Source organism: Bacteroides sp. An269 (assembly GCF_002159755.1).
Taxonomy (GTDB): Bacteria; Bacteroidota; Bacteroidia; order Bacteroidales; family Bacteroidaceae; genus Phocaeicola; species Phocaeicola intestinalis.
In genome coordinates this window covers 1-13097 of record NZ_NFJG01000009.1, presented here as the reverse complement: position 1 = coordinate 13097, position 13097 = coordinate 1, and the positions used below count along the sequence as shown (strand labels likewise).

11 protein-coding genes are annotated in these 13097 nt (G+C 50.3%); 8 read left to right on the top strand and 3 right to left on the bottom strand.

Translation table 11 applies throughout. The features are described from left to right. Positions 1–90: 90 nt before the first annotated feature. From asnB to B5F71_RS21150, 7 genes are all read left to right on the top strand, one after another. Complete coding sequence (gene asnB / locus B5F71_RS03525) at positions 91–1782, top strand: asparagine synthase B (protein WP_087207724.1); 1692 nt, start codon at positions 91–93, stop codon at positions 1780–1782. A gap of 145 nt (positions 1783–1927) precedes the next feature. After that, positions 1928–2728 (top strand): diaminopimelate epimerase, encoded by an 801-nt coding sequence (dapF, locus tag B5F71_RS03520; protein WP_087207722.1) that lies wholly within the window; start codon positions 1928–1930, stop codon positions 2726–2728. Positions 2729–2842: 114 nt separating this feature from the next. Then, on the top strand, positions 2843–4069 hold the full coding sequence (locus B5F71_RS03515) for an LL-diaminopimelate aminotransferase (RefSeq protein ID WP_087207720.1): 1227 nt from the start codon (positions 2843–2845) through the stop codon (positions 4067–4069). A gap of 371 nt (positions 4070–4440) precedes the next feature. Continuing rightward, positions 4441–5946, top strand: coding sequence for a 4Fe-4S binding protein (locus B5F71_RS03510; protein ID WP_087207719.1), 1506 nt, complete (start codon positions 4441–4443; stop codon positions 5944–5946). A 91-nt stretch (positions 5947–6037) separates the two neighbouring features. Continuing rightward, positions 6038–7414, top strand: a complete 1377-nt coding sequence (locus B5F71_RS03505) for an aldo/keto reductase (RefSeq protein ID WP_087207717.1) — start codon at positions 6038–6040, stop codon at positions 7412–7414. A 200-nt stretch (positions 7415–7614) separates the two neighbouring features. Further along, positions 7615–8025: a DUF1893 domain-containing protein gene (locus tag B5F71_RS03500; RefSeq protein ID WP_087207715.1), complete on the top strand. Its 411-nt coding sequence runs from the start codon at positions 7615–7617 to the stop codon at positions 8023–8025. A gap of 346 nt (positions 8026–8371) precedes the next feature. Next, positions 8372–8506 (top strand): hypothetical protein, encoded by a 135-nt coding sequence (locus B5F71_RS21150; RefSeq protein WP_262483240.1) that lies wholly within the window; start codon positions 8372–8374, stop codon positions 8504–8506. A gap of 48 nt (positions 8507–8554) precedes the next feature. Here B5F71_RS21150 and B5F71_RS03495 read toward each other — a convergent pair whose 3' ends face one another. After that, positions 8555–9256, bottom strand: a complete 702-nt coding sequence (locus B5F71_RS03495) for a Crp/Fnr family transcriptional regulator (RefSeq protein ID WP_087207713.1) — start codon at positions 9254–9256, stop codon at positions 8555–8557. Positions 9257–9374: 118 nt separating this feature from the next. Between B5F71_RS03495 and B5F71_RS03490 the strand changes: the two genes are divergently transcribed. After that, positions 9375–11576 carry a DUF5686 family protein gene (locus B5F71_RS03490; RefSeq protein WP_087207776.1) on the top strand — a complete coding sequence of 734 codons (2202 nt, stop codon included), beginning with the start codon at positions 9375–9377 and terminating at the stop codon, positions 11574–11576. A gap of 53 nt (positions 11577–11629) precedes the next feature. Here the strand turns inward: B5F71_RS03490 and B5F71_RS03485 are convergent, their stop codons facing one another. Next, on the bottom strand, positions 11630–12787 hold the full coding sequence (locus tag B5F71_RS03485) for a glycosyltransferase (RefSeq protein ID WP_087207774.1): 1158 nt from the start codon (positions 12785–12787) through the stop codon (positions 11630–11632). 102 nt (positions 12788–12889) lie between these two features. Beyond that, entirely contained in the window at positions 12890–13072 is a 183-nt protein-coding gene (locus B5F71_RS20100) for a hypothetical protein (RefSeq protein ID WP_158098029.1), read from the bottom strand. Positions 13073–13097 lie beyond the last annotated feature (25 nt).

Sequence of the window (13097 nt, the reverse complement as noted above, 5' to 3'; positions counted from 1 at the left end):
ACAATTAATTCTCAATCTGTGTTAATCTGCGAAAATCTGCGTTTCAACCTCAACCCCCAAAAACTCACAAACTTAAAAACTCACAAACTTATGTGTGGAATAGTCAGCATATTCAATATCAAGGAACAAACCAAACCGCTCCGCGACAAGGCACTTGCCATGGCAAAGAAAATACGTCACCGCGGACCCGACTGGAGCGGAATCTATTGCGGGCGGACCGCTATCCTTGCCCACGAGCGTTTGTCCATTGTCGACCCCCAAAGCGGAAAGCAACCCCTTTTCTCGCCCGACCATAAACAAATACTTGCCGTAAACGGCGAAATCTATAACCACCTGGACATCCGCAAGCGGTATGCGGGCAAGTACCAGTTCCAGACGGGAAGTGATTGCGAGGTGATTCTTGCCCTCTACCGCGACAAGGGCATCCATTTTCTGGACGAACTGAACGGCATTTTCGCCTTCGCCCTCTACGACGAAGAGCAGGACACCTTCCTTATTGCCCGTGACCCCATCGGCGTCATCCCCCTTTACATCGGCTATGATGCCGACGGCAAGATGTATTGTGCCAGCGAACTGAAGGCACTCGAAGGTTTTTGCGACCGCTACGAACCTTTCCTGCCCGGACACTATTACGATAGCAAGGAGGGAAAGATGACCCGTTGGTACACCCGCGACTGGATGTCGTACGATGCCGTAAAGGATAATCCGGCATCCGTGGAAGAACTGCGTGAGGCACTCGAAGCCGCCGTACGCCGCCAGCTGATGAGCGACGTGCCCTACGGTGTGCTGCTTTCGGGAGGGCTGGACAGCTCGGTCATTTCCGCCGTTGCCAAGAAATACGCTTCCCGCCGTGTGGAAAGCAACGGGAAACAGGAGGCATGGTGGCCTCAGCTGCACTCGTTCGCCGTGGGGCTGAAAGGTGCGCCCGACCTGGCGAAGGCACGCGAGGTGGCAGACCACATCGGCACCGTGCACCACGAAATCAACTACACCATTCAGGAGGGGCTGGACGCCGTGCGCGATGTGATTTATTTCATCGAGACCTACGACGTAACCACCGTGCGCGCCTCTACGCCGATGTATCTTCTGGCACGCGTCATCAAGAGCATGGGCATCAAGATGGTGCTGAGCGGCGAAGGAGCCGATGAAGTGTTCGGCGGATACCTTTACTTCCACAAGGCGCCCGATGCGCGTGCGTTCCACGAAGAAACCCTCCGCAAGCTCTCCAAGCTCTACCTTTACGATTGCCTGCGTGCCAACAAGTCGCTTGCGGCATGGGGCGTGGAAGGGCGCGTGCCTTTCCTCGACAAGGAGTTCCTCGACGTGGCGATGCGGCTCAACCCTGCCGCCAAGATGTGTCCCGGAAAGACCATCGAAAAGAAAATCGTGCGCGAGGCATTTCAGGATATGCTCCCGGCAGGAGTGGCATGGCGCCAGAAAGAGCAGTTCAGCGACGGGGTGGGCTACAGCTGGATAGATACGCTGAAAGCCGTCACTTCGCAAGCCGTGAGTGACGAACAGATGGCACATGCCGCCGAGCGTTTCCCCGTCAACACCCCGATGAACAAGGAAGAGTATTATTACCGCAGCATCTTCGAAGAGTATTTCCCCAGCGAGAGCGCCGCCCGAAGCGTGCCCAGCGTGCCCAGCGTGGCTTGCTCCACCGCCGAGGCGCTTGCTTGGGACGAGGCTTTCAAGAACATGAACGAGCCGAGCGGACGCGCTGTAGCAGGGGTGCACGAGGAGGCATACGCCAAAGTTTCACAGGAATTAAGGAGTTAAGAAGTTAAGGAGTTAAGTCAATACTTTTACTAATGCTTCCACCAACAAAACTATTGGCTTAACTCCTAACGGAGCGTAGCGGAGTGATAACTCCCTTTTAACTCCTGATTGGCATTATTAATTATTAACTATTAATTATTAACTGATGAAGATAGAATTTACCAAAATGCAAGGGGCAGGCAACGACTACATCTACGTCAACACCCTGATATATCCCCTGCCGAATCCCGAAGAGCTGGCGGTGGCGTGGAGCCGCCCCCATACGGGCATCGGAAGCGACGGGCTGGTGCTGATAGGCTCGTCCGGCAAGGCGGATTTCAGCATGCGCATCTTCAACGCCGACGGTTCGGAAGCCAAGATGTGCGGCAACGCCAGCCGCTGCATCGGAAAGTATGTGTACGAGTACGGTCTGACCCGTAAGACCGAAGTGACTCTCGACACGCTTTCGGGCATCAAGACCCTCCGCCTGCATGTGGAAGACGGCAAGGTGGACGCCGTGACGGTGGATATGGGCATCCCGGCGGATATTCATCCCGTCGAATTGGGCGAGGGGTATCCTTATCGCGAAGGCATTGCCGTATCGATGGGCAACCCGCATCTGGTGATTTTCGTGGACGATATGGAGCAGGTGGATTTGCCTCGTGTGGGACCGGTACTGGAACATCATCCGCTCTTCCCCGACCGTGTGAACGTGGAGTTCGCGCAGGTATTGGCTTCCGGCCGTGTCCGCATGCGTGTATGGGAACGCGGTTCGGGCATCACGATGGCATGCGGCACCGGAGCGTGCGCCACCGCCGTGGCATCGGCATACACCCACCGTTGCCCCGGAGAATCGGACATCATCATGGACGGGGGCACGCTCCGCATCCGCTGGGCAGGCGAAGGCACCCGCCTCTTCATGACCGGCCCCGCCGAGAAAGTATTCGACGGTGTGATAACCGTGTGAATCTGCTTCACCACAGATTACACAGATTTTTATTGAACACAGAACCACAGAAACACAGAAGAATTTATTTTAATAATCTGTGTAATCTGTGGTGAGAAAACTCAAGAACTCAATATGGCATTACTCAACGAACATTTCCTGAAACTGAAGGGGAGCTACCTCTTCTCCGATATAGCGAAAAAAGTAAAGGCTTATCAAGTAACCCATCCGGGTGAACAAATCATCCGCCTGGGCATCGGCGACGTGACCCGTCCCCTGCCGCAGGCATCCATCGAGGCAATGCACCGCGCCGTGGACGAAATGGCATCATCTGCGACCTTCCACGGCTACGGTCCCGAGCAGGGATACGATTTCCTGATAGAAACCATCATCAAGCACGACTTCGCGCCGCGCGGCATCCAGCTCAGCCCCTCCGAAGTATTCATCAGCGACGGGGCGAAGAGCGACACGGGCAATATCGGCGAACTCTTGCGTTGGGATAACAGTATGGGCATCACCGATCCGGTCTATCCTGCCTATATCGACAGCAACGTGATGTGCGGGCGTGCAGGTACGCTGGGCGAAGACGGACGCTGGAGCAACATTACTTACCTGCCCTGCACCGCCGCAAACGGCTTTGTCCCAGCCATCCCCGACCACCGCATCGACCTGATCTACCTGTGCTATCCCAATAACCCTACAGGCACCACGCTCACGCGCGACCAGCTGAAGCAATGGGTCGACTATGCGCTGGCTAACGATACGCTCATCATCTTCGATGCCGCCTACGAGGCTTACATCCACGATGACGATGTTCCCCATTCCATCTACGAGATACGCGGGGCGAAAAAAGTAGCCATCGAGATACGCAGCTTCTCGAAAACCGCCGGCTTTACGGGCGTGCGTTGCGGCTATACCGTGGTGCCCAAGGAAGTGACCGCCGCTACCCTCGATGACGAGCGCGTCCCGCTCAATCCCTTGTGGAACCGGCGCCAGTGCACCAAGTTCAACGGCACCAGCTACATCACCCAGCGTGGTGCCGAGGCGGTCTATTCGCCCGAAGGCAGGGCACAGGTGAAGGAAACCATCGCCTACTATATGGAAAACGCCCGTACGATGCGCGAAGGCCTGACCCGTGCCGGCTACCGGGTGTTCGGAGGCATAAACGCGCCTTATCTGTGGGTGCAGGCTCCCGAAGGGATGACCTCGTGGAAGTTCTTCGACGAGCTGCTTTACCGTGCCCACATCGTCAGCACGCCCGGCGTAGGCTTCGGCCCCAGCGGCGAAGGCTACCTGCGCCTCACCGCCTTCGGCAAGCGCGAGGATTGCGAGGAAGCCATCCGCCGTATCGGCAAGCTCTGATATTTCACCACAGAGGCACACAGAGTTTTTATTTATTGAATATCCGCAAACATCCCATGTAGGGGCGTATCGCATACGCCCTGAAGACATCCACGTGGATTAGTTGACGTATTCGGGCGTATGCGATACGCTCCTACAAGGCAATTGGGTGAAATGCGGATATTCAAATTTTATTTTTTTTCTGTGTGCCTCTGTGCCTTTCATTACGCTGGATTACAAATCCAGCGTGACAAAATCTAGCATGACAAATTAAGAATAAACTTAGACCTGATATAAATTATCGGTATTAAGAAAGTTTTGTTATCTGCCTGATACCATAAAAAACATTTACTTCTAATTTTGTGACATGAAATAACAAAAGACCACTCATTATGTTGCAAAAAATCAGACAAGTAATAGCTTTCCTATTCTTTTGCATCGTCACGCTTTTGTTCCTCGACTTTACAGGGACATTGCATGCATGGTTCGGATGGATGGCTAAGATTCAGTTCTTGCCGGCTGTATTGGCACTCAATGCCGGCGTTGTGCTCCTTCTTATAGTGCTTACTTTCGTATGCGGACGCATTTACTGTTCCGTTATCTGCCCGTTGGGAGTCTTTCAAGACATCGTGGCGCGGATAGGACGAGGGAAGAAAAAACTTCCTTATACGTATTCGAAAGCGAAAAACGTGTTGCGTTATAGCGTATTGGTCGTGTTCTTGGCGTTGATGGCAGGCGGACTCACTTCGATTGCCGCACTGGTTGCCCCTTATAGCGCCTACGGAAGAATCGCCAACAACCTGTTTGCTCCCGTTTACCAGTGGGGAAACAACCTGCTGGCCTATTTTGCAGAACGTGCCGACAGCTACGCTTTCTATGAAACCGAGGTGTGGCTGAAGAGCCTTCCGACATTCCTCATCGCCCTGCTTACCTTTATAATAATAGGTGTATTGGCGTGGCGGAACGGACGTACGTATTGCAATACCGTCTGCCCCGTAGGAACCGTGTTGGGGGTTATCTCTAAATTTTCGTTATTCCGCATCGAAATCGATAAAGAGAAATGCAGGAAATGCAACTTGTGCGCACGCCGTTGCAAGGCAGCTTGCATTGATATTCCGAATGCAGCTGTAGACCATAGCCGGTGCGTGACTTGCTTCGACTGCCTGAAGCAATGCAAGCACGATGCCATCCACTATCGTTTTGCCTACGGAAAGAAAGAAGCCGCTCCGTCACAATCTACTTCGCAACCCAAGAATAAGGGACGGCGTGAGGTACTGGCAGGGTCGCTGTTGCTCCTTGCCTCCGCAGCCAAGGCACAGGCTGTAAAGAAAGCCGAAATCGTCAAACTGGACGGCGGGCTTGCTGACATCATCGACAAGCAGGCACCGAAACGTCAGACTCCGATTACTCCTCCGGGTTCGCAAAGCGCACGCAATATGCAGCAACATTGCACCGCTTGCCAGCTTTGCGTATCGGTCTGCCCCAACGAAGTGCTCCGTCCTTCTTCTTCGCTTGACAAGTTCATGCAACCTACCGCATCCTACGAACGCGGTTATTGCCGCCCCGAATGCACGAAATGTTCGGAAGTCTGTCCGACGGGTGCCATTCACCTGATAGATAAAGCCGAAAAGTCTGCCATCCAGATAGGCCATGCCGTATGGGTGAAAGAACGCTGCATCCCACTCACCGACGAACAGGCATGTGGAAACTGTGCGCGCCATTGCCCCACAGGAGCTATTCTGATGATTCCTTCCGACCCGTCGGATTCCGAATCTCTCAAGATTCCGGCGATAGACACCGAGAAGTGCATCGGATGTGGAGCTTGTGAGAACCTGTGTCCGGCACGCCCGCTCAGCGCCATCTACGTAGAAGGCCACGAAGTCCACCGAATCATTTAAAACATACACCACAGATTACACAGATTAAATCAATTATTTAAATCCGTGTAATCTGTGGTGAAAAATTACATCAACAAATTACACTGCTATTATGAACAAACAAGATAACCGCATGAACCGCAGGGATTTCCTGAAAATAGTAGGCATCAGCACCGCCGGTACCGCCGCAGCCCTGACGGGATGCTCCCCCAAAGAATCAGCCGAGACATCTGCACAAAATCCTGTGCCAACAGGCAAGATGACTTACCGCAACTTCCCGCCTTCAAAAGACCAAGTCTCCATTCTGGGCTACGGATGTATGCGCTGGCCTACGCTCCCCGCACCCGAGAAAGGCGGAAACGTCATCGACCAGGAAGAGGTGAACCGCCTGATAGACTACGCCATCGAACACGGAGTGAATTATTTCGATACTGCACCCGTATATGTGCAGGGCTGGTCGGAAACCTCGACAGGCATCGCCCTGAAACGACACCCGAGAGAAAAATACTTCATCGCCACCAAGATGTCGAACTTCGACCTTACGGACTTCAAGTCGAGCGTAGAAATGTACCACGACTCGATGAAGAAGCTCCAGACGGACTACATCGACTACTACCTGCTCCACTCGCTGGGCAACACCGGCAAGCGCAGCTTCCAGAACCGCTTCATCGACAACGGCCTGCTCGATTACTTAATCAAGGAGCGTGAGGCAGGACGCATCCGTCACCTCGGCTGGTCATTTCACGGAAGCAAGGAAGAGTTCGACAAGATACTGGCATACCACGAGCAGGTGCACTGGGATTTCATCCAAATCCAGCTGAACTATTCCGACTGGAAGCACGCATCGGGCAGAAACGTCAACGCCGACTACCTGTATGCCGAAATCTCCAAGCGGAACATTCCGATGGTTATCATGGAACCCCTGCAGGGAGGACGCCTGTCGAAAGTGCCCGAACACATCGTAGCACGTCTGAAGACACGCAACCCCGAAAACAGCGTCGCTTCGTGGGCATTCCGCTTTGCCGGCACACCGCCCATGGTGCTCACCGTACTGAGCGGCATGACCTACATGGAGCATCTGCAAGACAACATCCGCACCTATTCGCCGCTGGTACCGCTCACCCAGGAGGAACAGCAATTCCTGCTCGATACCGCCGAGCTGATGCTCAAATACCCCACCATCCCATGCAACAACTGCCAATACTGCATGCCTTGCCCCTATGGCATCGACATTCCGGGGGTATTGCTCCACTACAACAAATGTGTAAACGAGGGCAATATGCCGCAAAGCAAGCTCGATCCCAATTATGCCCGTGCCCGCCGTGCTTTCCTGATAGGCTACGACCGCAGCGTGCCGAAGTTGCGCCAGGCATCCCACTGCATCGGGTGTGAGCAATGCAATCCGCATTGCCCGCAATACATCGATATCCCACGCGAAATGCAACGCATCGACCAGTATGTGGAAAAATTGAAGCAGGAAACATTGTGAATCAGGAGTTAGAGGGAGTTAAGAAGTTAAGGAGTTAAGAAGTTAAGAAGTTAAGCCAATACCTTCACTCCTGCTTCCACCAACAAAACTATTGGCTTAACTCCTAACGAAGCGGAGCGGAGTGATAACTCCTTTTAACTCCTTAACTCCTGATTGGCATAAATCGTAAATAGTAAATCGCAAAATCGTAAATTAAAAAGATGAACCAACTTATCTCCCTCCTCCATGCAGGAGGTTATTCGTGCGTCATTGCCAACCGTGGTGAGACGCGCACGTTTACGCAACGTGGCGTAGCCGATCTTTATACCTTATATAATAATGACCCTGCTTTTATGCAAGGTGCTACCATAGCCGACAAAGTCATCGGCAAGGGAGCCGCCGCCCTGATGATATTGGGCGGAATGACGGAAGTCTATGCCGATGTGTTAAGCACCCCCGCACGAAAGTTATTCGAACAATATGGAGTAAAAGTGTCTTGCGCACAGGAAGTGCCTCACATCATCAACCGCCAGCAGACCGGATATTGCCCATTGGAAACAGCATGCGGAGAAGAAACCGACCTGCAACGGCTTTACCAGATTATCACCGATTTCGTTATGGCGCACAAATGAGAAACTGTTTTGAATTTCTCCAAAAAGTTTCTTATACTATATGCGGTATAGATTTATGATTTTAATGAAACATAACTATTCACCACAGAGTGCCACAGAAGAATAGGTCAATAAACAATATGCTAATGCGAAAATAAATTAGCACATTGCCCTATTATTCATTGACACATTAAATCTGTGTACCTGTGTCCTCCGTAGTGAGAAAGGCAGCTACATTGCTTTCCAGAAGGAATTATAAGTATCAGCAGTTTCAATGCACTGAAACTGGAGTTTCAAAGTATATAAACTATAGTTTCAATACAAATAAACTATAGTTTCAGTATAATAAAACCAGACTGAAAACAGATTGCCTTTCCTAAGGCTTCCGGCTGATGCGCCCAATGAAACTATATGCCTGCGCGGACCAACCGGACAGGGAAAAAGAAAAGCCACGGATTACACCGGTCTGAATGGAGGTTCGATGGAATGGGAATCGGTGTAATCTGTGGCGGGAAAGTTTTTTGAGGCAATCGTGCCCCTAAAGAGAGAGTTATCCGATTTTACTGATTTTCTTCAGTTTTTCTTCGTCCACAATCTTGATTTTACGCCCGTCGATGATAATCAGTTTCTCGGCGGCAAAGTTCGACAGAGTACGGATAGCATTCGATGTCGTCATATTCGACAAATTGGCAAGGTCTTCACGCGAAAGATAAATACTCAGCGTACACTGGTCTTCCTCCAATCCGTACGTATCTTTCAGGAACAAGAGCGATTCGGCAAGGCGTCCACGGATATGCTTTTGCGTCAGGTTTACCGTACGCGCATCTGAAATACCCAGATCTTTCGACAGCTGACGGATGAAATACATCGCCAACTCCGCATTTTGGACCACCAATTCTTCAATAACAGCCATCGGAATCAGGCACATCGTACAAGGTTCGAAAGCCGCCGCCGCCGTCACAAAGTTTTCATGCGCGAAATAGGCACGATAGGCAAAATATTCCTTGTTCTTCACAACCCGGATAATCTGGCTGCGCCCACCTACTCCGTCCTTATAAATTTTTACCTTGCCATTCAACAGACACATCATATACTGCGGAGTTTCGCCTTCGCAATAAATAACCTCATTTTTCTTGTATTTTTGAATTGTAAAGTTCTGCGCAAGATATTCACGTTGCGCCTCTGTAAGAGGTTGCCATAAATCGGGGATACTTTCGGCAATCTCGGCTTCTGTCAGTTCCTTCTTTACCATAGGTGCTATAAAACGATGTTGTGGAGCACAAAGGTAGTAAGAAAAAATGAAAATCTTTATTTCAAACCCTAAAAATTGCCTCCGTGACACGAGGATTTATTATATATTTGCCTTTAGAATGGCAAATATGAAAATTGTACAGGGTTTTATATGCTGGATTGTCCTGCTCTTACTGGCAATATGTCCGGCACGGGGAGAGATAGGCTCGTTTCAGAAATCTTTACCTCACAAGACTGATGTGCCCGATTCCATCCTGACACATATATTCAATGCCGCCAACTTCTATGCCTCTGAAGTGGAAGAATACAAGGCTGAATTATACTTGAAAGGCCTGCTGAAAATCCACAAACGAAACCGTATCATCAAGTACATCCCTTCGATGTTCCGTTTGGAGAAAGGAGTGAACACATACATCCACGAGTCCATCAGCAAGCTTCACTATACAGCTCCCAGTATCTACGACCGGAAGGTACAGTCGATATCGAGCACGTTTCCGGGAAGCGAAAGCCGTTTCTTCGATATAGCCGACTTCCTGAAGTTCAACCTCTATGCTCCTTCCATCATGGAAGACAAAGTACTTTCCCCACTCAGCAAGGAATCAAGCATCCATTACAATTACCTGCTCGACTCGGTCGCCTACCGCCGTAACGGAAAAATCTACAAGCTGCGTATCATCCCACGCTATCCCAGTACCCAGCTATTGGAAGGGTCGTGCTGGATTTCTTCCAGTGACTGGACCATCCGCTACCTCGATTTTCAAGGGAAATATGACCTGATAACTTTCCACATCACCATGTATATGGGCGACACGCCAGAAACCAAGTACCTGCCACACATGATGAACCTCGACATCCGCTTCAAGTTCCTGCGCAACGATCTGGAAATGAATTGTACTGGCTGGCTCAATTACGAAGAGGTAAAATTTCATAAAAAGTCGGACCTGCCCGACAAATGGTTGACAAAAGACCAACAGCGATATAACCTGACCGACTCGTACACACTAACCTGCGACACCACCCGGCTCATGCACGACCGTGATTCTTTCGCACGTATCCGTCCGCTACCACTCAGCGATATGGAAGACAGCCTTTACCAAGCTTATAACGAACGCCGTAGAATAAGTCCGGAAGATACACTGAAAGCTCCTCCTACCAAACTCCGCAAAAATCTGGTACTTCTGGGGCAGATGGGCGATGCCTTGATAAGCAGCTATAACATTGACATCAACAAAATAGGAAATATCTCCTGTTCGCCGCTTATCAACCCGTTGTTAATCAGCTATAGCCACCGTAACGGAATCTCTTACCGGCAAGAATTCAAATACAACAAACTGTTTCATAACGGACGGCTGCTTCATCTGGTGCCGCAAATCGGCTATAACTTCACGAAAAAAGAATTTTATGCCAAACTTGACGGAGAATATGTCTACAATCCCCGAAAACACGGAGCCATTTCTGTAAGTGTAGGAAACGGTAACCGCATCTACAGCAGTATCGTGCTCGACCAGCTTCAGGCTCAGCCCGACAGTACATTCAGCTTTGACGGACTGGAACTGGATTACTTCAAGGATGTGTATCTCAACGTTTCGCACAACATCGAAATCATTAACGGGCTGACGTTATGGACCGGTGTATCGATGCATTGGCGTCATGCTGTCAACGGCACTCCCGAAGTGGCACAGCGGGTAAGGTTACGCTACAATAGCTTCGCCCCCCGGCTGCGCATCGAATGGACCCCATGCATGTACCATTATTATACCAACGGCAACCGCAAAGTAAATATAGGTTCACGCTATCCTACTTTCCTTATCGACTATGAACGGGGCATCAAAGTACTGAACAACTCTGGAGCCTACGAACGTTTCGAGTTCTCTGCCGAACAGAAAATCCGGATACGGGGTATGCATACCATTGCCTACCACGTAGGAGGAGGTTTTTTTACCAACCAGGATGACATGTATTTTGTAGATTATGTCAATTTTGCCAACCGCAACCTGCCACAAGGCTGGAACGATGATATCGGCGGCACCTTCCAGATGCTTGATTCACGCTGGTACAATGCCTCACGCCATTACATCCGGGGTAATATGACTTACGAAACACCGTTCTTGCTACTCTATCCGGTAGGCAGTCTGCTGTCCTTCATCCAGAAAGAACGGCTATATGGGGGCATCCTCTTTATGCCACACCTTAACCCCTATATCGAATTAGGGTACGGCATAGGCACGCACATCTTCGATTTCGGCATTTTCATAGGCAATGAGCAAGGCAAATTCACTTCGGTAGGATGTAAATTCACTTTCGAACTATTCAACCGTTAATCATTCTAGTGCCTCTCCCTGCACATTCTGTGTGGTCTGTGTTCAAAATAAAACTATTTCCTGAGAAAAGCATCCTTCCGGCAAAACCAGAAGCGGATATGGTGTGCCAGACTCCACCACGGGCGCAGCACATCGAAGATTGGTAAAAACACGCCGAACTTCTCGCCCAAATCCCACGCTGTATGATACCATATATGCATCACCGCCAGCAAACGAACCAGCCACAGCCCTGCAGCCATACCTGCCCATATCCATTGCCCGCTTACCAGGCCTACAGCAAAAGCAACGGCACATCCCAGGTGAAACAAGAAACATGTCCACGTTTCCAACGCATTCAGCAACGGTGCCACACCCTGGTAGAAACGTCCCGTCAATACGCTTCCCAACATCTCTTCCCTCCAGCTTTTCCGGGAAACAGGCAATGGCAGACGTACAATGCTTTCCTTTCCCCGTGCTACCCGTGTGTTATACCTGTCGGCAATGGCATTCACCAGCAAATCGTCTTCACCACGCTGCAACTGCAAATGACTGCTGAAGCCCTTGTGTTCCAGATAGGCACGCTTGCGATATGCCAGATTATGCCCAAGTCCCATATAAGGATGCCCGGCAAGTGCCATGCCGAGGTAACGCAGCGAACGGAAAAAAGCATCTGTCCTGACACGCAAGGCAAACATTCCTTTCCCGTACACATAGTTGCTGTAACCCAGCACGATATCGGTTTCGGGTGTCATCTCGCGGGCAAGGCTGCGCAGCCATTCCTTACTTTCGGGTCTGGCATAAGGACTGGTCACTACCACCCATTCGTAATGACTGGCACGTATACCCATCGCCACTCCCAGTTTCTTCCGGCTCACATAACGTGCCGTTTCTGGAATAAACGTATGATACAAATTCGGATATATGTTTGCCAGACGTTTCAATATCAGTTCGTCTTCACCAGCCGACAAATCGTTCACTACAATCACTTCAAATGCCGGATAGTCCTGTTCCAGAATAGCTGCCAGGCTATCGTGCAGCAGCTCGCCCGTATCTTTGGTCACGACAATCACCGAAAGCGGAGGATATTCTACGGGATCCGTTCCAGCATCTTTCCGGAAATGGCGGTGAATCCTGCTGTAAAAGCCGCACATCACACTCATTTGAACCACAAAGAATACGACACATATATCCGCCAACAGGGCAGCAATCGAAGTAAAGTCTATCGTCATCATATCATCTCTTCTAAATAACGGTGCAAAAATAGGGCAAATCTTCATTCGATAGCAACATACGCTGATTTTTTCACCACATAATCTATAAGAACGCAACCGTATTCAGAAACTGAATTCAGAAGCTGTTTTGAATTTCTTCAAAAAGTTTTTCTTGGCTTGATGTATCCTTTTTCGTGTGTGCTTTGGGCGATTTTTTGGTCCTTTTCGCCCCTGTTCTTCGTCAGATAGCCCGCTATCTTCCTCATCACAGAAGCGAAAATGCCTCAAAAACTCATCCCAAATCATCGCACGATAAATTCAAAACAGCTTC

Bases quoted from the DNA above. Each gene is read 5' to 3' on its own strand.
- B5F71_RS03510 (WP_087207719.1), top strand. From the start codon at position 4,441: ATGTTGCAAAAAATCAGACAAGTAATAGCTTTCCTATTCTTTTGCATC.
- B5F71_RS03485 (WP_087207774.1), bottom strand. From the start codon at position 12,787: ATGATGACGATAGACTTTACTTCGATTGCTGCCCTGTTGGCGGATATA.
- asnB (WP_087207724.1), top strand. From the start codon at position 91: ATGTGTGGAATAGTCAGCATATTCAATATCAAGGAACAAACCAAACCG.
- B5F71_RS03495 (WP_087207713.1), bottom strand. From the start codon at position 9,256: ATGGTAAAGAAGGAACTGACAGAAGCCGAGATTGCCGAAAGTATCCCC.
- B5F71_RS03515 (WP_087207720.1), top strand. From the start codon at position 2,843: ATGGCATTACTCAACGAACATTTCCTGAAACTGAAGGGGAGCTACCTC.
- B5F71_RS03490 (WP_087207776.1), top strand. From the start codon at position 9,375: ATGGCAAATATGAAAATTGTACAGGGTTTTATATGCTGGATTGTCCTG.
- dapF (WP_087207722.1), top strand. From the start codon at position 1,928: ATGAAGATAGAATTTACCAAAATGCAAGGGGCAGGCAACGACTACATC.
- B5F71_RS03500 (WP_087207715.1), top strand. From the start codon at position 7,615: ATGAACCAACTTATCTCCCTCCTCCATGCAGGAGGTTATTCGTGCGTC.
- B5F71_RS03505 (WP_087207717.1), top strand. From the start codon at position 6,038: ATGAACAAACAAGATAACCGCATGAACCGCAGGGATTTCCTGAAAATA.
- B5F71_RS20100 (WP_158098029.1), bottom strand. From the start codon at position 13,072: ATGATTTGGGATGAGTTTTTGAGGCATTTTCGCTTCTGTGATGAGGAA.